The sequence below is a fragment of the Legionella quinlivanii genome (assembly GCF_900461555.1).
Taxonomy (GTDB): domain Bacteria; phylum Pseudomonadota; class Gammaproteobacteria; order Legionellales; family Legionellaceae; genus Legionella_C; species Legionella_C quinlivanii.
On sequence record NZ_UGOX01000001.1, the window covers coordinates 53,865 to 75,102 of the forward strand.

The window sequence follows — 21,238 nt, forward strand, 5'->3', positions numbered from 1 at the left end:
ATGGCTGCAAATCCGAAGGACAGCCCGCCCTCTGCTGTTAAACCTGCTTTTGAAGCAGCGAAAGTGACTGATGTTGTTGACGCGCTCAAGAGTCTTTGTAACCAGACCGAAGACTATCTACCTGTCGCGGGCCCATTGCCAAAAAATACTTATACCTATCAACTCGAGTTGCTCTCGCAGAAATTGCTGGCATTGGAAGATTTTTATATAAAAAATAGTGACGGGGAGTTCCAGATTATTTTTGATGATGGGACGCAGCTTGAACTGACCAAAATCCTGACGCATGCCAATTTTGAGCATTTGGAATTCAAGCCGCCCGATTTTAAAAAATATGAAGAATATATTTATAATCATTCGCAATATAAACCGGATATAGAGAATGTTTTCCCAAGTGAAGAACTGTTTCGAGCCAATGATAAAACCGGCGCGCTTCGCGAACTCAATTATGCCGAAATGATGGCCCTCAATCTTTATACCTCTCAGGATTATTATAAAAATATCAATGCGCTGACTCGCGGTACCTATGAGTTTGAAGACAGACCCGAATGGATACGAGATGTTATCCTGCATGCGGTAATGAGCGCCAGCGGCCTGTCTAAAGCGCAGGAAGTTACTATTCCGGGAACCTTTCGTTACGAAAGTGTGTATAGCGAGGATGCACTGAAGCAGCGTATTGAACTCGCGGAGACAGGCGGAGTCAGTATTGAGCGCAATTTTATCAGTTCCGCTGAAATGCCTGCAGAACGATTCGTCGATAAAATTGCAATCACTTATACTGACGTCAAGGGAAAATGCATTGCACCTTTATCCGCGTATCCCAATGAGCGTGAGTTTCTGATTCCTCCCACCCAAATGCAATGGAAGGGGTATCGACAGGAAGGGGATACGCATTATTTCCATGCCAGCCCGGTTGTTGATTTGCAGAAAGTCCATGAAGAAGCTTTGGAGATGACTTCACCTGAGATGCAAGCCACGTATCAGTTGATGTTCCTGAATAATCATGTGCAAATGATGCAAAAGCAATTTGAAGCTTTGGATAGCGATGTGCAGGAAGCTTTATCACCCAGGCTTGCTGAACTGCAAAATTACATTTATGAGAACGGGCTTGCATTACAGGAGGGCTCTATTACCAGCCAGGAGATATCCGACTCTCTGGATGGATTATGGGAGCAGCTCAGTAATTTGAGTGAAGAGGCGCAAGTCTTGCAGAATAAAGAATTAATTGCTCAGGAAAATGTTGCCGAAACTGGCTATAGCTCTGGTCACTATAAGTTAAGGTTATCGGAGATGAAAGACGATCCGGAGCCAGAGCAAGAGCAGGATTATGGTTATAAATACTAGGGCGTGTGTTTTGGAAGTTATTGTCAGCCTGCTTCTTGTTCATGAGGGATCGAGTCGATCTATCGGGATTTCCGGATCCTCCGCATGAGGCGGAGGACGTAGAAGTTGGATGAAGCGGAGGACGTAGAAGTTGGATGAACGGAAGACGTAGAAGTTGGATGTTAAATCTCCGGCGGATTTTTTGTATCTTTTATAATGACTTCTTCCTGAGTGTGAACAGAGGTTGGGGCCGGCTCTGCAACTACTACAGGTTCGGTGCCATGCAGTTCATCGCGCAATTTAGGCAGATAGCCTGCCATAAAACAAAGCTCTGCAACCAAGAACAGAGGAGCCACCAGAGCCTGCTGCACATTGGTCATGAAAGCAGGTTTGCTGCCTTCCATGAAATGGCCTGCCAATTGCAGGATCCAGCCAATAACAAAGCAGAGTATGAAAATCCATAAGTTGAGTCCGGTAGGCCCTGGAGCACTTAGAACCGCGCTAATCCACAATAAAATCGCCAGCACAGGTAATAGAAGCAAGGTCAGGCGCCAGTTTAATTTGAAGTAATAAATTAATACGGCAACGGTCAAAATTTCTGCCAGCGTGATATCAAAAACTCCAGGTACAATTACATGAAAGTAGCCAAAAAAAATCATCAGGCTGAATATAATTAATGGAACGCCCGCCAGATGAGTGTAAAGCGTGGTTTTTTCCTGATGGTATTTGCGATACAAATAAGCCTGCTCGAGAAACGTTTTCATCCTGAATTCCTTGCTGTTTTTTCCTAAACTTAGCATAATTTGAACAAAATCACCAACCCAGTTCGTTTCTCAAGCAGGCTCTTTAGCCTGATAGACATCAATAGCTCTCAGAGGAAAACAAGCAGCTAACTTGTGATAATTATTTCTATGAGCTTTTTTGCTGCTAGTCATTGAAACCATTTAAGCCATTGAATGAAGGCATACAGGAAGTGAACATTTCATATACTGTCTCTGCCAATGTCTGTGGTTTGCTTGAAGCCTGCGGGAAAAATCTGTGCTTGCCAGTATGGTTAATGAGGCTGTCATTAGACGGAGATAGTACTTGATTAAAGAGGCTGCGTATTTCAGTAATATCTTTCTTTTCTATAAGACCTATCCACTGATCTGTTGACCTATTTATATTTGCCTGGATGGCAGGTTGCCGGGCAAGTAAATAGACCATGTCGTCAGTTGAATCCAGTGCTTCCCTAATGATCAGATTGAAGGAAGGGGTAATGCTTTGGCTCATATTTGGGAGACTAAGCAGACTATCGACTGCCTTATAGGCCTGCTCACGGATGGCCAGGCGAAGCGCATAATGCTGACCTTCTGGCAGATTCGATTGATAGTCGCTATGAGATAATAATGTATCCAGGGACACTGCATTCGGGTATTCCAGGGGATTTTTTGTCTTCAGAATAGCATGTTCAAGTGTGATTAAATCAAAACTAAGCATGGATGTTTCGCTCAAGGGTTAAAAAAGACGCCTGAAGAGCAGGGCACAACAGGCGGAGTTATTTAGATCAGACTATAAAGAATGGCTGAAATAGCGATTAGCCCCATCGTTATCACAAAGGTATTGATAAAAGGTTGCTTATACTTTTTCAAGACAGGAATTTTGGCAATGGCATACATAGGCATTAAGAATAGTATGATTGCAATGACTGGACCTCCCAAGGTTTCTATCATGCCCAGAATACTGGGATTGACGGTCGCCACCAGCCAGCAAGTGATAATCATAAACACTTCAATGGCCAGTTGTATTTTATTATGGGCAATATCCCTGTTTCGTTTTTGTAATCCCTTGACAATTAATCCCTGCAAGCCTTCGCTGGCGCCAAGGTAATGCCCGAGAAAGGATTTTGAAATCGCAATAAAGGCAATAAAAGGAGCGATGTAGGCAATCACTGGGGTTTTAAAATGATTGGCTAAATAGGACAAAATGGAAATATTTTGTTGTTTGGCGAGAATCAGATCCTGGGGTGAAAGGCTAAGTACACAGCTGAATACAAAAAACATGACAGTGGCCACCATCATTAGATGACTGTATTTTAAAATGGACGAGCTTTTTTGGTCAGCTTCAGTAGAGTAGCGCTGTTTCTGAGCAACGGCGAATGAAGAGATGATCGGCGTGTGATTAAAAGAAAATACCATCACAGGAATCACCAGCCACAGTGTTTTCCAGAAGCTGCTGCTGGCGGCAACCTCGCTTAAGCTGCTGCTCTCTGCAAAAATAGCACTATTCCAGTGCGGAATAAGATAAAGAGACAAAAGAATGAGAACGGTGACGAAAGGATAAACCAATAGACTCATCGAGCGTACGATCATTTGCTGACCAAAGCGAACGATGGCCATCAACGCCAGGACGAGCACCAGCGCTATCAGTGAGCGTGGCGGTGGAGTAACTCCCATTTGGTTTAATAAAAAGCTTTGCGTTGTATTGGTAATGGCTACACTATACATCAGCAGGATAGGGTAAATAGTAAAAAAATACAGCAGGGTAAGAATACGTCCTGCCCGTGAGCCAAAATGCTCATCGACCACTTCCGTAATATCACTGCTTTTGCCCGAGCCTGACAAAACAAAACGGCAGAGTGCCTGATGGGAAAAATAAGTCATCGGGAAAGCCAGCAAAGCCATGATAATCAGCGGCCAGATGCCATGTAAACCGGCGTTAATAGGAAGAAATAAGGTTCCTGCCCCAATGGCGGTGCCATAAAGACCCAGCACCCATATGGTATCTTGCTTATTCCATTCAGAAACATGGCGTTTTTGTGAGGCTAAGGATCCAACTATTCCTTCTACAGACATAACATATCCTCGTTGAGTGATAAATTAGCATGATTCAGCTCATTTCCTGACTTTAACGCATTCTATCCCTTCAGAAAATCATACGGGCAGTTTGTACTATTTTTGGGCAAGACATTTATCTTAGCGAATCTATTCTGACAAATCAAGTGTCAGCTTGTTCAATAAGTTCATTATAACGATAACAAGAGCGCATATGGTCATTAACCATGCCAACGGACTGCATAAATGCATAGCAGCTGGTAGGACCGAGGAAGGCAAACCCATCTTTACGCATTTGTCTGGCCATAGCACGAGATTCGCTGGATTCAGTGGGAATCTCGGATAAATCATGCCTTTTATTGACAATAACCTGTCCGTTGGTAAATTGCCAGAGGTAATCAACAATAGATTGTGTTTCTTCGATACGCAGAAATGCCTGTGCATTTTTCCTGATTGAAAAAATTTTGAGCCGATTACGAATTAATTCCTCATTACTCAGAAATGTGATTAGCTCATTATCACTTAAAGCCGCCAGGCGTTCGGGAGAAAAATTATAAAACGCCTTACGCATTATTTCGCGTCGTTTCAGAATAATATGCCAGCTCAAGCCTGCCTGCATACTTTCCAGGACAATCATTTCAAAAAGTTTGTCGCGATTTTTAAGGGGAACACCCCATTCTTCATCATGATAGCGTTGGTATAGCTCATCTTTCTGACACCAGGCGCAGCGAATCCGCTCAGAGTTTTTCAAAGGTCCACTTCCCAAATATAAACAAGACGTTGCCGGCGCCCTGCGCGCCGGGGATGTAAGTCGCTCCAATGCTGGCATGGCGATAATTGATGGATAGCCAGGGGAGGACGCCTGGAAATGGGATGCCCTTGAAAATATCAGGCCGGGCAGTGACCAGTACGCTGTAACCACCGCCAAGCCGCAGGTTTTCGCTCAAATGCGCCACTTTTAAAAAAGCATAGCCTAACGCTGGTTCAATGTTTTTATGCGAATCAAGAAATGCTATCGCGTATAGACCATGCCAATCGTTGTCTTCATCATAGAACCCTTTTCCAAGACCTCCGCCCCAGGCCTGTTCATTATAAGTTTTCAGGCGCTCTTTGTCGTAAGTGTAGCGGTTGTGCCAGGCATAGCCGGTTCCGTATAGCTCATTGCTGCCTTCAGTCCATATCTTATGCAAACGCTGGCATGTTTTATGTATCAAATAAGGAAGACCTTCACAGGATGAAGACGTTTCGCCGGCATGAGCTGCCGTAGATAGGCCTGAAATTAGTAAAAATAGTAAACGATTCATTTGATATTGAAATGAAGGGGTTCAGCCAGCACTTGTTTAATGCTACAGTGAATTGAATTCGGGTGCGTAGCTTAATCACCATTAGTAAAATTGTTATTTATTAAGAGCATACTAACATGGACTTGTTTCGTAAAAAAGCGGTTAATTCCGAATCGGAGGATGAGTCCTCCCGCCTGGCCCGATGCCTGTCTGCGCTGGATTTAGTGTTTCTGGGCGTGGGCGCGATTATCGGCGCAGGAATTTTTGTTCTGACCGGTATTGTGGCTGCCACACACGCGGGGCCAGGTATTGTTTTCTCTTATATTCTGGCGGGTTTGGCCTGTGCTTTTTCAGCGTATTCCTATGCAGAGCTCGCGGCGGCAGTAGGGGGCTGCGGCAGTGCCTATGGCTATGCCTACACCGGGTTTGGTGAATTAGTGGCCTGGATTGTCGGTTGGGATCTCATTCTCGAGTATGCGATTTCTGTTCCAGCTGTTTCCGTCGGCTGGAGCGGGTATTTTAACGACCTGCTGAAAGCGATGCACATTATAGTTCCTGCGGATCTGCTGCATGCTCCGCAAAGCGGCGGTGTATTTAATGTGCTGTCCATGTCGATTATTTTGTTTTTAATGCTGTTGCTGAGTATAGGAATCAAGTCGAGCACGCGGGTCAATAATTTAATGGTTTTTGTGAAATTGGCCGTTCTTTGTCTCTTTATCATTATTGCCAGTTCCAATGTCAATCCTGCCAACTGGTCGCCTTTTTTACCTTTCGGCTGGGAAGGCGTGGTTCAGGGCGGCGCATTGATATTTTTTGCCTACATCGGATTTGACGCGGTTTCCACGGCAGCCGAGGAAGCAATCAATCCGCAACGCGATCTGCCGGTTGGTATTCTGGGCTCATTAATTCTTTGTACCTTATTTTATATTATTGTTTCAGGACTGCTGACCGGCATTGTTCCCTATCCTGACCTGAATGTTTCTTCGCCTGTAACGCACGCGATGCTGTTGCTGGGCTACCGGACCGCTGCCGGATTTATCGGTGTGGGTGCAGTAGCGGGACTAACCACTGTGATGCTGGTGCTATTCTATGGTCTAACAAGAATTGTTCTGGCGATGTCCAGAGACGGTTTATTGCCGCGATTTTTTGCAAAGACTTCGCCTAAAACCAAAGCTCCGGTTAGAATTATAATTATCTGTGGTATTTTAATGTCGCTTATTGCCGCCTTACTGCCGATTAGTGAACTGGCGGAGCTGGTGAATATTGGAACCTTGTTCGCATTCATCACTGTCTGTATCGGGGTCATTGTGATGCGATACACTCATCCGGATTTGCCAAGACCATTCAGAACGCCATTTATGCCAGTCGTTCCCATTCTGGGGGTGATCTCCTGTTTATATTTACTGATTAATCTTCCTACCCTGTCATTGTTACGTTTTGTAATCTGGATGGCTATTGGATTAGTCATCTATTTTAGTTATAGCTATAAGCACAGTGCGCTTAATGGAGCGAGTTTTGGTAAAGGCTCAGAAAAAACCGGCAATTAAAAAAGCCAGAAAAAAAGAATCGGTTTCTCAATTATTGAGAAAAATTGTTTCAGCTCATAAAACAGAGAAATCGATTAGTTATGGGGAATTGATTCACTCAATGGGAGAGCGCGCTTTTGGCTTAATCACTATTCTGTTTGCTTTGCCCAGTGGTTTGCCTATTTCAATTATTCCCGGATTTTCTTTTGTGTTTGGTTTGCCAATTGTTTTTATCGCCCTGCATTTAATTATTGGCAGAAAAAGCCTGTGGTTACCTGCCCGCCTGGCTAGCCAGACTGTTGCTATTGACACCTTGGAGAAAGTGCTTGCCAGGACAAGGCCTTATTTATTACACATCGAGCGGCTGCTTAAACCGCGGTTGTTATTTTTTTTCTCCGGCATTGCCGAGCGTATCCACGGGCTTTGCCTTCTTTTTTTAAGTTTATTATTACTGCTCCCGATTCCTCTTAGCAATTTTGTTTTCGCAGCTCTGATTATTTGTTTTGGCCTGGGGCTGGTAGAAAAGGATGGACTGCTTATTTTGCTCGCCTATCTAGGCTTTGCCGTCTATCTTCTCTTTCTTAATCAGGTGATCCGACAGCTTTTAGGGTTGTTTGCTTAAGCGTTGTTCCTATGCGCGGTATCCAGGCAATGCGTCTGATTGGCAAAAGCATTTTAAAACTCACTACGATTTTTATGGGTACCCCGCATAAAGCGGGGTACGTAGGCTCTTAGGGGTACGTAGGTTCTTAGGGGTACCTAGGCTCTTACAGGATAGTTAAAGTTTGAGACCATCTCTCAGGGATAATCCGCAGAACGTAGGGAAATCCCTCTCCCTACGTCCCTCGGCTTGTCCGAGGGATCCAGAAGACTCATATAGAAACACTGGACCCAGCGGACATATTCCAAAGTCCGGAAATCAGATTCTATAGACAGCCGCAAGCCGATAATGCTTGCCAAAACTTGCAAAACTGTGTATAAAGGAGAAAGTCTGTAACATTATTAAACATTTTTTCTGGCTTTTGTATGATAAAACGGTATTTTGACAAGAAGTTCTCTTTCCTGATGACAAGTTCTGATGTTCTCTGTTCACAATTCGACTTTCTCCATGTGGCCTTTGTGGCCTGTTAACGGATAACCACAGCTGAACTTATCTCGCTCAAACCCGCATGAAGGAGAACTTAATGCAGAATTACAAATCAATTTTTATCTACGGATTTGCCATCTTTGTAATGTTTTTTGGCTCAGGAAATCTGGTTTTCCCCTTGCAAATCGGATATGCGGGCGAAAGTAATTGGTTAATGGGATTTGCCGGACTTTTGCTGACCGGCATTTTTTTGCCGCTGATGGGCTTGTTTGTGATTAAGCTTTACCAGGGCAGCTATCAGCGGTTTTTCTCTGAGGCTGGGAAGACAGCAGGCGTCTTGCTTCCTTTAATTATGTTGGCTTTATTAGGATCTTTTGGTGTAGTTCCACGCTGCATAACAGTAGCCTATGGCAGTGTTAATTACCTGTTTCCAAAAATCTCCCTGATGCCCTTTAGTCTGGCATTTTGCCTGATAACCTTCTTTTTCTGTTTAAATGATCGCATTATGGTCAAACTGCTTGGAAAATGGATGAGTCCGCTTTTATTATTGACCCTTGTCGTTCTGATTGGTGTGGCAATGTGGAAATCGCCTCAGGCGGGAGGTAATACGGCGGCATTGGCTGCTTTTAATAACGGTTTTGTAACCGGCTATCAAACGATGGACCTGTTTGCCTCTTTCTTTTTTTCTGCTTTAATTTTCCAGCAGATTCAACAGCAATTTCCTAATGCATCTTCCAGAGAAATCATCGGCTTTGCCATTAAACCGAGCATCATTGGGGCCGGTCTCCTGGCAATCATCTATCTAGGGCTGGTCTATTTGGGTGCACATTACTCCAGTTTGATTGGCGATGTTTCCCCGGAGCTGATGTTGCCGGCAATAGCGTCCTACGCCATGGGTGATAAAGCCACTTTGTTTATGGCAATCACTATGTTTTTTTCTTGCTTGACTACTGCAGTGGCTCTGAATAATTTGTTTGCGCGTTACCTTTGCTCGCTGTTTAAGCAAGAGGATAAGTTTCCTTTTTTTCTATGTTTGACCAGCTTAACGGCATTTGCCATTTCACTACTGGATTTTAAGGGCATTGCCGCTTTTCTTTCCCCAATTCTTCAGTTAACTTATCCGGCAGTGATTGTGCTTACTGCCTTATGCATTTTACTCCGCGGCCGTCAGCGTCTGAAAACGCTGATATTCTATCTGATTACCGCGCTGGTTGGCGGACTGGTATCCTTTCATCTGGTTAATATTGGCTAATTCTTTTCCAAAAGCGAGCAGTCCGGTTTTTTTATTAAAGGCTGGGCGAGCCGAGTCAAAGATGCTACTATTTAAGCAGGCTTTAATGGCTTGTTCCTCATCAAATGGCAGGCCCCTTATTTACAGCAAGGAAATTAATGAGATCGTGGTTTTTGAGTGTTTTGATGTTTACCTTAATGTCGGGTTCCCTCATGGCAGCTGAAAAAAAAATCGTGTATGGCTATGTTGAAAAAGCGCTGCTGGTTGATAAAAATCTAACGGTTTCCGCCAAGCTGGATACGGGAGCAAAATCAGCCTCTCTAAGCGCCATTAATATTCAGCCGATTGTCAAGGATGGTAAGCAATATTTGCAATTCACCGTACCCAGCAAGCAAGGCAATGTTGATTTTGTCGCCGAATATCTGGGCAAAGTCAGAATCAAGGTCAGAGCCGGAGAGCATCTGGCTGGCAAACTCGAGCCCATCAGGCGGCCGGTGGTCTTAATGCGTATTCGGATGGGAAATGTTGAGCAGCAGATCCCGGTCAATCTGACTAACCGCAAACGATTTATTTATCCGCTTCTACTAGGTAGAGATGCCATCAATGCGTTTTCAGGTCTGGTAGACCCTTCCTCAGCATTTAGAATAAAAATGGGTAAGTAGGACAAGAATGAAGTCTAATCAACGTCATGTTTATGGTTTAATTCTCTGTTTGTTTTTATTGGGTACAGGTCTTTTTCTATACCGGCATTTTATTCTTGATGTTCCTCTGACGGACACCGAAACGGTCAATAGCTGGATGGTCGAGTCAAATTTACGTTTCACGGCCGACAAAAATGCACCAGTAAAAGCCAGCTTCATAATTCCCTATCTGCCGCCTTATTATGCCATTCTGGATGAGTACTTCGTTTCTCATAATTATGGGGTAACGACCAATTTGAAGGGCTATAACCGTCAGACCGTTTGGTCGCTTCGCCGCGGGCATGGTGCGCAATCCTTATATTATCGTGCCATTTTTCGTGAGACGGATAACAATGAATCTGTTTTGCCCAAGCCGCCAATGGTTAAGGCGCAGGTGCTGGATGAAAATCAGAAATCGGCTGTTGATACGATTTCGAATATTGTTCGCCCAACGTCGGCAGATATCCAGACCTTTGCTCAAGAAACAATAAAAGAGCTGAATAAAAAAGATGGAAATGCCAAATTATTGGTGGGTCCTGAGTTTAACGAAGAGAATGTGATCAAAGCGGCTATTTTAATCCTCAATCAGGCAAAGATATATGCAATGCCGGTTAAAGGGATTTACCTCAATCAGCAAAGCCATGCCGAGTTTAAATTGTTCATGGCCGTATACAACGACAAGGAATGGTTTTACATCAACCCCCGCACTGGCGGTACAGGTTTGCCAAAGACTTTTCTGGTCTGGCAGTATGGATCAGAACCTCTATTTGAGGTCAATGGCGGCAAAAAAGCCAGTTTTAATCTGACTGTGTCGCCGACTCCTATCAATGCCTTATCTATTGCTAAAACCCGCGGTTTGCAAACCGACTCGCAATTGCTGCGCTTTTCCCTGCTGCAGTTGCCGGTTAATGTACAGGAGACTTACAAGATTTTACTCACTGTGCCAATTGGTGCTTTTATAATATTACTGCTGCGCAATTTTATTGGGTTGAAAACTTTCGGTACTTTCATGCCTGTTCTGATTGCTCTGGCATTTCGTGAAACCCATGTCATATGGGGGATTGTACTCTTTGTATTCATCGTCTCCTTTGGGTTACTGGCGCGCTTTTATCTCGATCAACTCAAACTATTATTGGTTCCGCGTCTCGCGGCGATTCTAACGGTTGTCATTCTTCTGATGATCTTTGTCAGCGTCATGAGCCAGAATCTAGGCCTGGAGTCGGGCTTGTCGGTTGCCTTATTCCCAATGGTTATTCTCACAATGACTATTGAGCGGATGTGTATCACCTGGGATGAGCGCGGTGCCTCCGAAGCAATAAGAGCCGGCGTTGGCAGTCTTGTGGCGGCAGTAATTGCTTTTGGCGCTATGAATTATCCTCCACTCCAGTATCTTGTATTTGCCTTTCCTGAATTATTGCTAGTGTTGCTGGCTTTGATTTTACTTTTTGGTCAATATCGTGGTTACCGGCTGTTTGAATTGTTCCGCTTCAAGGCATTGGCTGGGGAACATTAATGTTTGGAATTTACAGGCGGCTCAAACAGGGACATGTTTTAAGTATTAATCAACGAAACAGCGATTTTGTTCTCAAATACAACGAAAGAAAACGCTATCCTCTGGTCGATGACAAACTAAAAACCAAGCGTCTCGCGGTTGCCGCAGGAATAGCGGTGCCGCAGCTTTATGAAATTATTGAAACAGAACATCAGATAAGGCAGCTGGATTCCATTCTCGAACCCTATAAAGACTTTGTAATTAAACCGGCTCATGGCGCCGGCGGAGATGGCATTCTTGTAATTACTGATCGCGTTTTTGGACGCTATCGTCAAATTAATGGCAAGTTATTGACTAATCAGGAAATGGATTACCATTTGTCCTGTCTGCTTTCTGGAGCTTATAGCCTGGGAGGGCACGCTGATTATGCCATTGTTGAACATCGCGTAGTGGTTGATCCCATCTTTAAAGAAGTCAGTTATGAGGGGATCCCCGATATACGGATTATCACGTTATTGGGATATCCGGCAATGGCTATGGTACGTTTGCCGACGCGTCAATCAGGTGGAAAGGCCAATTTGCATCAGGGGGCAATAGGTGCCGGAATCAATCTCGGTACTGGAAAAACCCTGGGAGGAGTTTTTCATAATGATGCTATCGATTTTCACCCCGATACCATGATGCCGATTGTCGGCATTGAAGTGCCTTATTGGCAAAAAATTCTGGAGATAGCGGCCAGTTGCTATGAACTCACCGGTTTAGGTTATCTGGGCGTTGATATTGTCCTCGATAAAGATCACGGCCCTTTAATGCTCGAGCTGAACGCCAGGCCTGGATTAAATATTCAAATCGCCAATCGCGAGGGCGGATTAAAACGCTATCGGGCTATTGAGGCCCGAGCTGCTGCCTGTAAGGAGCCCGTAGAAGAACGAGTGAAATTCAGCCGCGAGCAGTTTCTTCGCTAAGCAGGAATAATCCTTCCCTTCATTTAGAATAGCTTGACCAGATTAATCAAAGCGAGGCTGATAAAGCGGATTGCTCTGAATGATATACATCCTCAAACTTTCGTTTTCGATCTAATTTCTGGTGCATAAAAAAAGACATTTTCCGAGACTCCTGAGAGTCTCTCCACCAAAGAGAGGAGCTTTTGGTAATCAGGACTCTATCTGAGTCCGAGTTTGCTGCCAGAGATTTTGATTTCAGTTCACGGGCGGTAAAACCAACAGGAACTCTCGAATTCCCATCCAGGCTCCATTGCGTTCCATTCATATCTGGAACGGTCAGTATGCCGCTATATGAAACGATACGGCATTCAAATAATTGTAAATCTTCGGTCAACTGCGAGGCGATAGCCGAATTTTTACGGCTTTCTCCACAGCAATAGACATGAATTGAACAAATTCTATGATGAACTAGTAAAAAATCATAATTAAAGCGCTGAGCAACTTTCTCCGCACTAATACGCAAAGCCTGGGTGTAATTTTTATGGTTTCCTACCTCCAGACTGGAATTCGCATAGCCATGAGCGCAAATGTACACCTGAAGTGGTTCATAAAGCAGAGCCAATTTAAGCGGCTCTCCAAAGTAAACAACTCGAATAGATTCAGCACTATTTGGTAGATGGTTCCTTAACCACTCATCCATTCCTGCGACAAGATCACCCGCTTCTGCGCGCGCAAAGGGAACATACAGTACAATCATTTCTAGAAATCCAGCATTTATCAACGTTCAAAAAAATTGATTTTAACAAAAGCAGATTAAGGGTTTCTTAATTCATTATATTGCGCTCATTGTGATGAAATTTAAGGCGGGATACTAAAGTTTTTTTCAGATATTCCGATAAAAACTTACCTCCTGGAAATCCATTCCTGTTTGAATCCCCGGGATAATAAATAACTGATGGCGTTCTTAAATGTTTAAATTGAACATGGTGATTAAATTTGATTCACATGATAGAATCGTTTCGCCGTTCATTTAATGAATACACTGGAGAATAAATATGAAATATGCGTCAGCCGCTGCCGTTTCATTATTATTGAGTAGTCAATTAGCTGCTCAAAATGTTTCGATAGTAGGAAGTATTACGAAAGAAATTCCAGCCAGCAGCAATGCCCGCAGCGTAAATGTCGCTCCTCCGCAAGAAATCAGTCTGATGAAAATTGAATTATCGGAACAGGGACGAGATTATTTAAGCCAGCAGGTTCAAAATTTACAAACGCACAGCAAGCAGTTCGCTCTTACAGCATCTGCCGCGCAGTCAGCTGTAAATCTCGGTATGAATAATACCCCGGTATTAAATCAGGGAAGCCACGGAAGCTGTGTAACTTTCGCAACGACAGCAGCTCTTGATGCTGCCCTTGGCAAAGGTGATTATATTAGCCAGCTATGCCAGCTAGAATTAGGTGCTTATTTAGCCGATAACGGCTATGCCACAAGCGGTTGGGAAGGCACCTGGGGACGCTTTCTTTTAGGACAGATAGATAGTTTTGGTTTTATTAATAAAGACAAGCAAAAACGCTATGGCTGTGGCGGTTTAACTGATTATCCTACCAACAATCCCAATATTGGTACGGCGATGTCTCTTGAGAGTTTCCATCCTTTGAGTGAACCATTAGACAGCAGCAAGATAACCTGGTCTCCCGTACTCGATGTATACGACGCATTTACAGGTAATATGGATGCTAATCGTACCCTGACAGAAGTGAAAAAGGCACTAAACGCAGGTGATCGTGTGACCTTCGGTGTTTTACTGCTTGATTTCGACAAAGGAGTGATGGGTGCTGTCGGTACCTATAAGCAGAAATTTGATACTTGGGTCATTTCAGAGGACATAGCCAACGATATTAAAAACAATCCCGAGTTTGGCGGCCATGAAATGGTTATCATTGGTTATGATGATAATGCAGTGTCGGTTGATGATAAAAAAGTAAGCCATCGTGGTTTATTAAAACTACGAAATTCATGGAGCGACAGGATCGGCGACAAAGGCAACTTTTATATGTCTTATGATTATTTCAAATTGCTGGTTATCGAAGCACAGCGTATTAAAAAAATGAAATAACTGATCTGGCCTTGATAGTTTGCTGTCAAGGCTAGCGTTGCTTAACCTCCTTGCTCTTCTTTTTTTCATTGAGAGGCTCATTTTGCGCAATGAGTTGCTCAGCTGAGAAGGAGGTCATTTTGCCCGTGGATTTTATTCTGGTTTTTCGTTTCTTCAGCGCTTCAATTTCTGCTTCCAGAGTATAAATTACCTCGTACAGGTAATTGACCAAATGTTTTTTTTGGGTAATTTCGGAAATATTCCACGCTTCTTTATCTGCTCGCTGATGGGCAATTTTAAATTTAATTCCCACCATTTCGGTCGAATAGTCATTGGCATTTAATTTTTCAACTATTTGATCAGCGAGAATATACCAGTGGTATTTAGTTCCTACCGGTACCCCTGATCCTTCTGGCGCCTTGCCTTTTCGCCTTTTGGTTACCGCGTAATGGATCTCCCATTTATCGGGTGTTAGTTTGCGCTCTTTCCATTGTCCCTGATCATAATTCCAGCTATGACTGCGGCCAATTTTCATGCCAGTATAAGCCTGGCCTTTAAATTCTTTGAACTGATTATAGGAGGCTGAATAATTGTTTGTATTTTTGTCATCGCTCTTGTCTTCCTTTTTCATGACGAACCTCCAGATTTACTGAGCCTATTATTAATTTTAGCATCTTAATAAATCATCTTCTTAATAGGAGGGTATTCTGTATTTAATGAGAGCAAATCAGGCTTAGAGTTGATGTTTAGCCATCTGATAAAAGAAGCCTTTTTGTCGTATGAGCTCCTCATAAGTGCCCGATTCAATGCAGCGGCCATTTCGGATGACGTGAATGATATCCGCATTGACAATGGTGCTGAAACGGTGCGCAATGACGAGGCGGGTCAGATTCATTGCTTCCAGAGTTTCATTGATTTGTTTCTGAACTTTATTATCCAGAGCGCTGGTTGCTTCATCGAGAAGCAGGATTTTAGGATTGGCACTGATGGCGCGAGCCAGGTTAATACGCTGCACTTCGCCGCCGGAAAAGGTTTGGATCCCGTCATTGATTAAGGTATCCATGCCCATTGGCAAGTCCTGAATAAGTTCTTCAAGCCCTGTTGCCCGAGCGATATCCCAGGCTTCACGACGGGTCAACGAATCGTTATTACCGGCAAAGTTTTCAAAAATAGTACCCGGAATAAGACGGGTAACCTGCATGACCACACCCATCTGTGACCGTAAGTTTCGCAGATGGATATTTTTCAGATCGATTCCGCTGAATTTGATTTCACCGGATTCAATATTTTCCAGCCCAAGCAACAAGCGGAACAGGGTCGATTTTCCTGAGCCGGAAGGGCCGACAATCGCTGTAAAAGAGCCGGGTTGTACTTCCAGATTAAAATCGACAAATATTGGCTCCTCCTGGTCGGGATAACGGAACACAACATCTTTCAAAACAATGTGCCCGTCCAAATCAACTGGTGATTTGTTTTCCTCCTTCTCAGTTTCAGTCGCAAAAATAGGTTTGGCCATCTTGAACAAAGGGATAATTTCAAGACTTTCACTGACCACATTGCTTAAAGAAACAAAGGCTGAGAAAAATTGTACGAATGCGGCGTTAAATACAATAAACTGCCCGAAACTGATGCCGGCATTTTGCCATATGACCAGACTATAGATGGTCAATGTACTCATCCCGGTGAGAAAAATATTAAAAATATCAAGCCGGTTCTGGTAAATATGGGTTTTATTCTCTTCTCGCATTTTATCGCTGTAACACTTGTTCCAGCTGGCAAAGGCCGCATCTTCCTTGTGCGCAATGCGAAGCTTGATAATCGCATTGATAATACTAAGCAAAATACCGCTTAGAGTGGATTCCGCTTCAATCACTTTTCGTTCCTGGCGCAGTATAATCCGGTTAAAGATTAAGCTGGCGACAGTTATAACCAGTACTATCGAAACAGCCGCCAGCGACAGCATTGAGTTGATATAAAACATTAAAAAGAAATTAACCAGGGACATCAGACCATCCAGCATGCTGCGCAAAATGTTTGCACTCAGAATTTCCTGGACTTCATTAATAATGCCCGCCCGAAAGCTCAGCTCCCCTGCTGTGTATTGGTTAAAGAAGGAAAGCGGCAAACGTAAAAGCCTATCCATAATGGCCACTTGCAGCCTGTGTTTGGATTTAATCTGCAGGCGAATAATCGATTCAACCTGTAAGAGGTATAATAATTGAGTGATGACATTGGTCAAAAGCAGCAAAACAAGTGCTTGCCCTAAAAGCGAAAGATTGGCGAAAGGAATAATGTCATCGAAAATAACTCCGGTCATTACAGGAACTACGAGAAGCGATAAGCTGATTAATATTTGAAAAATGATGACCTTGGCCTGATCTTTTTTCAACACCTTGAAGGTGAACTTCAGGATATCTTTCAGCGGTATGCTTTCCTGGGGCAGGGTAGGATAAAATATATAGGCGTCGGCCTTAACGTTTTGCTGATTAGACGGAGTTATCCGGAATTGTTTCCCTGTCTGGCAATCGATCAGCTGATACCCGGTGCCCTGCGGAATTAATGCGCAGAGTTTCTTTTTGTAAAACACGGCCATTGGCCCGAGATCATTATGCCACCAGTTGCGCTTTAAGCGGATTTTTCTTATGCGCAGGCTATTGGCTGTTGCCACAGAGTTCAGATAATCCACCGGGTCGGGATGTTCAATCGACTGGAGAACCGGTTTATGAATCTCCATCCCCAAATGTCTGGTGATCATGGAGCAAACCGCAAAATAGCTTTCCAATATATTATCGCTGTGGAGCGGCGTTTCTTTTTCGTTATAAATATCTTCCAGCAAATGCAAACTGGAAAGAGGCAGATCCTCGTCCTGATTCATTACATCTCCTGGTTAATTAGTTCCCGATATAAGCCAGCCTGTTCGACTAACTCTTCATGGGTTCCGGTTTGAGTCAATTGTCCCTGGTCCAGCACATAAATTCGATCGCAATCGCGAATGGCACTCAAACGGTGAGCAATAATGAGTAAACTGGTATTCATTGCCCATAAATTGTCATAAATCTGTCGTTCAAGAACAGTATCCATCGCCGAAGTCGCTTCATCGAGAACCAACAATGGAGCCTGCCTGAGGATGGCTCTGGCGATTTCCAGACGCTGGCGCTGCCCGCCGCTAAAATTATTTCCCGACTCGTTAATAAGAATATCCAGCCCGCCACGCGCTCGGATAATTTCATCCATCTCAACCGCTTTCAAGGCTTGATACAACTGTTCATCTTTAAGCGATTTATCCCAAAAACTTAAATTATCACGTAAAGTTCCGGGAAGGAATAATATGTTTTGATCAACCTGGGCCAGCAGTTTGCTGATGGACAACCGGCTTAATTCAGCAATAGGGCAGCCATTTAAGTCGATGCTGCCTTCAGTAGGCTGATACACTCCTGTAATTAATTTAGCCAGCGTCGATTTACCGCTCCCGCTTTGACCGACCACCGCCACACGCTCTCCCTGTCTAAGCTCCAGAGACACATCGTATAGAACCGGGGGATCAAGAGGAGAAAAGCTGAAACCAAGATTTGTAACCTGAAGAATTCGTTTATCCTCGGGAACCGGAGGGGCCTCCTGACGAGTTTGCCTGCTATCAAAATGCGCATCAGAGGGGGTGTTCACTACATCATCCAGTCTGACAATGTCTCCTTTAATCTGATTTAGCTGATGATAAAAACCTATCAAATTATTCAACGGTTGCAGAAAACTGCTAAGCAGCGCCTGAATTGCTACCACTGAGCCAATGGTGATAACCCCTGACATCACCAAATATGCGCCATAGCAAATAATCACCAGATTCGCCCAGAAACCAAGCAGGCTGGGAATAAGGCCAAGCAGTGCGCCTATCCAGTGCAAGCGCTGCTCGGTGGTCAGGTATTCTGTATAGTGCGCAAGCCAGCGGTTAAAAAAATGGGATTCCAGCGCTGCGACCTTGAGGGTTTCAATAATTTGAAAGCCATTAGCCTCTATACCATCCAGCTTTCCTTTATTTTGCGCATAACGTCGGCCATAATCGAGTAAGAAACGTCTACCTAATAACATTGAAAACAGGTTTAAAGAAGTCAGAAGAAATAGTGCGATACCGATTTGCCAGCTTAACAGGAATATAACCAAGCCAAAGGCTAGCATCTCAAAAATACCTACCACTTGTGCCGGCAAATTTTTTGACAGCAATAAGGCCAGCTCCTCATTTAGAGAGTTTCGGTTCGCGATATCACCCGATGCCCGCTGCTGAAAATAACGAATGGGTAAATGCAGAAGATGCCAAAGAAACTGGATGGAATTGACAATGTTGAGTTTGAATTGCAAGCGTCTTAATGCTTTAAATTGCAGTATGCTAAACAGAACTTCAGCAATCGTTGTAAAAGCCAGCCCCAGTAAAACGACAGGAATTAATGAGCGTTGATTGTCGATAAGAAGATGATCAATAAAGGCTTTTGTAAAAATTGGCGTGGCAACCTGGGGAATTATTAAGGCCACAGTGGTTAATATAATAAACAGCATAGGCCAGTAATTATTGCCGATTCTGTCAAACAATAAAGACAGGGTCGAGCGTTCGGGAGTGCCTCCCTTTTCAAACCCTTCTCCTGGAGTAAGTTCCAGCACCACGCCGGTATAACTTTTACCAAACTCTTCCCAACTTATTTTGCGAGGGCCTGTTGCCGGATCATTTAGAAAAACTGTTTTTGCATCAAAGCCTTCTACTACCAGAAAGTGATTAAATTCCCAATAGGCAATAAAGGGGACTTTAACATGTTCAAACTCATCGATGTCGACATTGGCGCCAAAAGCATCCATTCCATAATGTCTGGCTGCTTTCACAATATTGATTGCCTTGGTGCCATCCCGGGAAATATTACAGGCTACTCTTGCCTCTTCTGGAGAAATATATTTCCCGTAGTAAGCCAGAATTATAGACAAGGAGGTGGCTCCACATTCAGTGGATTCCATTTGCAGAATGGTTGGCGTTTTGACGCGCGTTTGTTGTAATTTTTCTTTTGCCATAGGGTATGCTTTTTAGTCCACAAAATGAACAAACAAGTCAATTGGTTTCTTCGCCTCGACATTAATCATCCCTTCAACCACGGTTCCCTGGGTCAGATTAATGTCAGGCCCTTTCGAGCTGGTCCATTGGTAACCACTATGAGTAGCCTTATTTTTATCAAGTAGAATTTTTACAGCAATTAACGGAGTGGAGTTATTAAAAAAGCGAACCAGATCCTGGCTTCTCAGAATAGTCATCATATTTTCAGCAGTTACCGGCAGTAGTGAAATGGTTTCGACCCGTCCCTGGATGGTTCCATATTCCAGTTTATTCACCGTGCTTGGAGCAATTTGTGCAGTCATGCCCACTTTAAGAAGCTTGCCTTTGGTAGCTGGTATGAAGATCAAGGCGTATAAATTGCTTTCAGCTGGCGCAATAGTCAGCAAGGGTTCGCCGGGTTTTGTCAGATCGCCTTCCTTCACCTTGATCTCTGCAACCACACCCTCGGTGGGGCTAATAATATTCTGCGTGAGCTCCCAGCGTTTCGCAGCCAGATTATAATCATACTCAGCTTTCTGAACGGTCATGTCCATTTCGAGTTGACGTTCTCTCCACTTATCCTTGAGATCAACCAGATTAGCTTTCATGGAAATCAAATCCGCCTCGTGAGAGCGCACTTCCTGGAGCAGACGATAATACTCAATACGGGTTTCGGTGACATTGGGTAAATCAAGAATTCCTTTCTTATAGGCCGTTTCTTTCAGACCCATCATGGTTTCCAGCTGCTTGATTTTTTGCTGCGCTGCCGCAAGGCTGGAGTTTATTTTTTCAATTTGCTGTTTTTGACTGGTTTCAAGATTAACCAGAATTGTCTTGGCGCGCTCAGTCAGATCAGCTTGCTGCTTCTTAAGCTGGATCAGATAATTTTTCTGCAATTGCAGTTGCATGCCCAACTCGCTATCCATTCTTACCAGCAGCATATTTTTATGTACGCGCTGACCGGGCTGTACATAGATTTGCTGAACAACTCCCCCTTGTTCTGAGGATTGTACCGATACAATTGGATTGTTAAGGCTCAAAAGCATTCCATTGCCTTGCACACGCAGATAAATATTTCCATAAAATAACCAGTAAACGAAACCCAGCAATAGCAAGGTCAGAATTAACAGGATGAGCCAATTGCGTGTAGAGACCACCTGCAGCGCGTCATCAAGCAGCACTGGCCGGTTGACATGCTCCAAAGCACTTTGTCGGAAAACAATAGGCTTTTTTTCCATATTAAGTATTCATAGTGGTTAATTGATTTTGGACATCCCGCAAGCGCCTGGCAATAACAGGTAATAACTGCAAGGCAATTTCAGGATAAGCCTGAATCTGGGCTTTAAAATCCCAGGCAGAGATTGCTAAAGTTTTAGTAAGTTCCAAAGCAATGGCACTCGCGGAACGAGGCAAGCCATCAATTATTGCCAGTTCACCGAGGATTTCTCCTGCTCCCAATGTGGCAATAAACAGTTTATCGGGCAGGTTCATTTCCCGAAACACCTCGACCTTACCGGATACAATGATGAAGCAATATTGAGCTGTTTCCCCTTCGCGAACCAGATAGTCCCCTTTCAGATAGGTTTTTTCCTGGGCCAAGTCAGCAATTCGCCATAAAATGCGCTTGTTCAGGGCTGAAAACAGCGATGAGGACTCTAATAGTTTCACTAAATCCATCGTCTTATCCTGTAAGATAACTTA

19 protein-coding genes are annotated in these 21,238 nt (G+C 43.8%); 8 read left to right on the forward strand and 11 right to left on the reverse strand.

All coding sequences use genetic code 11. From position 1 onward, the window contains the following. A complete protein-coding gene (locus tag DYH61_RS00230; RefSeq protein ID WP_058506879.1) occupies positions 1-1,341 on the forward strand; it encodes an ADP-ribosyltransferase family protein in 1,341 nt (446 codons plus the stop codon). A gap of 161 nt (positions 1,342-1,502) precedes the next feature. Here the strand turns inward: DYH61_RS00230 and DYH61_RS00235 are convergent, their stop codons facing one another. The 5 genes from DYH61_RS00235 to pagP form a co-directional block, all read right to left on the reverse strand. Further along, positions 1,503-2,084 carry an Mpo1 family 2-hydroxy fatty acid dioxygenase gene (locus DYH61_RS00235; protein WP_058506878.1) on the reverse strand — a complete coding sequence of 194 codons (582 nt, stop codon included), beginning with the start codon at positions 2,082-2,084 and terminating at the stop codon, positions 1,503-1,505. Between the two features lie 163 nt (positions 2,085-2,247). Beyond that, positions 2,248-2,799: a hypothetical protein gene (locus DYH61_RS00240; protein WP_058506877.1), complete on the reverse strand. Its 552-nt coding sequence runs from the start codon at positions 2,797-2,799 to the stop codon at positions 2,248-2,250. Between the two features lie 62 nt (positions 2,800-2,861). After that, positions 2,862-4,154, reverse strand: a complete 1,293-nt coding sequence (locus DYH61_RS00245) for a serine/threonine transporter (protein WP_058506876.1) — start codon at positions 4,152-4,154, stop codon at positions 2,862-2,864. Between the two features lie 142 nt (positions 4,155-4,296). Beyond that, entirely contained in the window at positions 4,297-4,884 is a 588-nt protein-coding gene (locus DYH61_RS00250; protein ID WP_058506875.1) for a DNA-3-methyladenine glycosylase I, read from the reverse strand. Beyond that, the gene (gene pagP / locus DYH61_RS00255) at positions 4,871-5,437 is read right to left on the reverse strand and encodes a lipid IV(A) palmitoyltransferase PagP (RefSeq protein WP_058506874.1); all 567 of its coding nucleotides are present in this window, start codon (positions 5,435-5,437) and stop codon (positions 4,871-4,873) included. The genes DYH61_RS00250 and pagP overlap by 14 nt, the downstream gene beginning before the upstream one ends. A gap of 116 nt (positions 5,438-5,553) precedes the next feature. Between pagP and DYH61_RS00260 the strand changes: the two genes are divergently transcribed. From DYH61_RS00260 to DYH61_RS00285, 6 genes are all read left to right on the forward strand, one after another. Then, complete coding sequence (locus DYH61_RS00260; RefSeq protein WP_058506873.1) at positions 5,554-6,963, forward strand: amino acid permease; 1,410 nt, start codon at positions 5,554-5,556, stop codon at positions 6,961-6,963. Further along, positions 6,932-7,564, forward strand: coding sequence for an exopolysaccharide biosynthesis protein (locus tag DYH61_RS00265; RefSeq protein WP_234999820.1), 633 nt, complete (start codon positions 6,932-6,934; stop codon positions 7,562-7,564). The genes DYH61_RS00260 and DYH61_RS00265 overlap by 32 nt, the downstream gene beginning before the upstream one ends. 562 nt (positions 7,565-8,126) lie before the next feature. Continuing rightward, complete coding sequence (locus DYH61_RS00270; protein WP_058506871.1) at positions 8,127-9,281, forward strand: branched-chain amino acid transport system II carrier protein; 1,155 nt, start codon at positions 8,127-8,129, stop codon at positions 9,279-9,281. Between the two features lie 137 nt (positions 9,282-9,418). After that, on the forward strand, positions 9,419-9,922 hold the full coding sequence (locus DYH61_RS00275; protein ID WP_058506870.1) for an ATP-dependent zinc protease family protein: 504 nt from the start codon (positions 9,419-9,421) through the stop codon (positions 9,920-9,922). A 7-nt stretch (positions 9,923-9,929) separates the two neighbouring features. Next, positions 9,930-11,453 carry an inactive transglutaminase family protein gene (locus tag DYH61_RS00280; protein ID WP_058506869.1) on the forward strand — a complete coding sequence of 508 codons (1,524 nt, stop codon included), beginning with the start codon at positions 9,930-9,932 and terminating at the stop codon, positions 11,451-11,453. Further along, positions 11,453-12,397: an alpha-L-glutamate ligase-like protein gene (locus DYH61_RS00285; protein WP_058506868.1), complete on the forward strand. Its 945-nt coding sequence runs from the start codon at positions 11,453-11,455 to the stop codon at positions 12,395-12,397. The genes DYH61_RS00280 and DYH61_RS00285 overlap by 1 nt, the downstream gene beginning before the upstream one ends. A gap of 46 nt (positions 12,398-12,443) precedes the next feature. Here DYH61_RS00285 and DYH61_RS00290 read toward each other — a convergent pair whose 3' ends face one another. Then, positions 12,444-13,133, reverse strand: a complete 690-nt coding sequence (locus tag DYH61_RS00290; protein ID WP_058506867.1) for a hypothetical protein — start codon at positions 13,131-13,133, stop codon at positions 12,444-12,446. Between the two features lie 298 nt (positions 13,134-13,431). Here DYH61_RS00290 and DYH61_RS00295 point away from each other — a divergent pair, with 298 nt between their 5' ends. Further along, a complete protein-coding gene (locus DYH61_RS00295) occupies positions 13,432-14,493 on the forward strand; it encodes a C1 family peptidase (protein WP_065236119.1) in 1,062 nt (353 codons plus the stop codon). Between the two features lie 31 nt (positions 14,494-14,524). Here the strand turns inward: DYH61_RS00295 and DYH61_RS00300 are convergent, their stop codons facing one another. The 5 genes from DYH61_RS00300 to DYH61_RS00320 form a co-directional block, all read right to left on the reverse strand. After that, a complete protein-coding gene (locus tag DYH61_RS00300; RefSeq protein ID WP_058506866.1) occupies positions 14,525-15,103 on the reverse strand; it encodes a hypothetical protein in 579 nt (192 codons plus the stop codon). A gap of 102 nt (positions 15,104-15,205) precedes the next feature. Further along, positions 15,206-17,347 carry an ATP-binding cassette domain-containing protein gene (locus tag DYH61_RS00305; protein ID WP_058506865.1) on the reverse strand — a complete coding sequence of 714 codons (2,142 nt, stop codon included), beginning with the start codon at positions 17,345-17,347 and terminating at the stop codon, positions 15,206-15,208. Next, complete coding sequence (locus DYH61_RS00310; RefSeq protein ID WP_058506864.1) at positions 17,347-19,518, reverse strand: cysteine peptidase family C39 domain-containing protein; 2,172 nt, start codon at positions 19,516-19,518, stop codon at positions 17,347-17,349. The genes DYH61_RS00305 and DYH61_RS00310 overlap by 1 nt, the downstream gene beginning before the upstream one ends. A gap of 12 nt (positions 19,519-19,530) precedes the next feature. After that, on the reverse strand, positions 19,531-20,775 hold the full coding sequence (locus tag DYH61_RS00315) for an NHLP bacteriocin system secretion protein (RefSeq protein WP_058506863.1): 1,245 nt from the start codon (positions 20,773-20,775) through the stop codon (positions 19,531-19,533). Between the two features lies 1 nt (position 20,776). Continuing rightward, the gene (locus tag DYH61_RS00320) at positions 20,777-21,214 is read right to left on the reverse strand and encodes a cyclic nucleotide-binding domain-containing protein (protein ID WP_058506862.1); all 438 of its coding nucleotides are present in this window, start codon (positions 21,212-21,214) and stop codon (positions 20,777-20,779) included. Positions 21,215-21,238 lie beyond the last annotated feature (24 nt).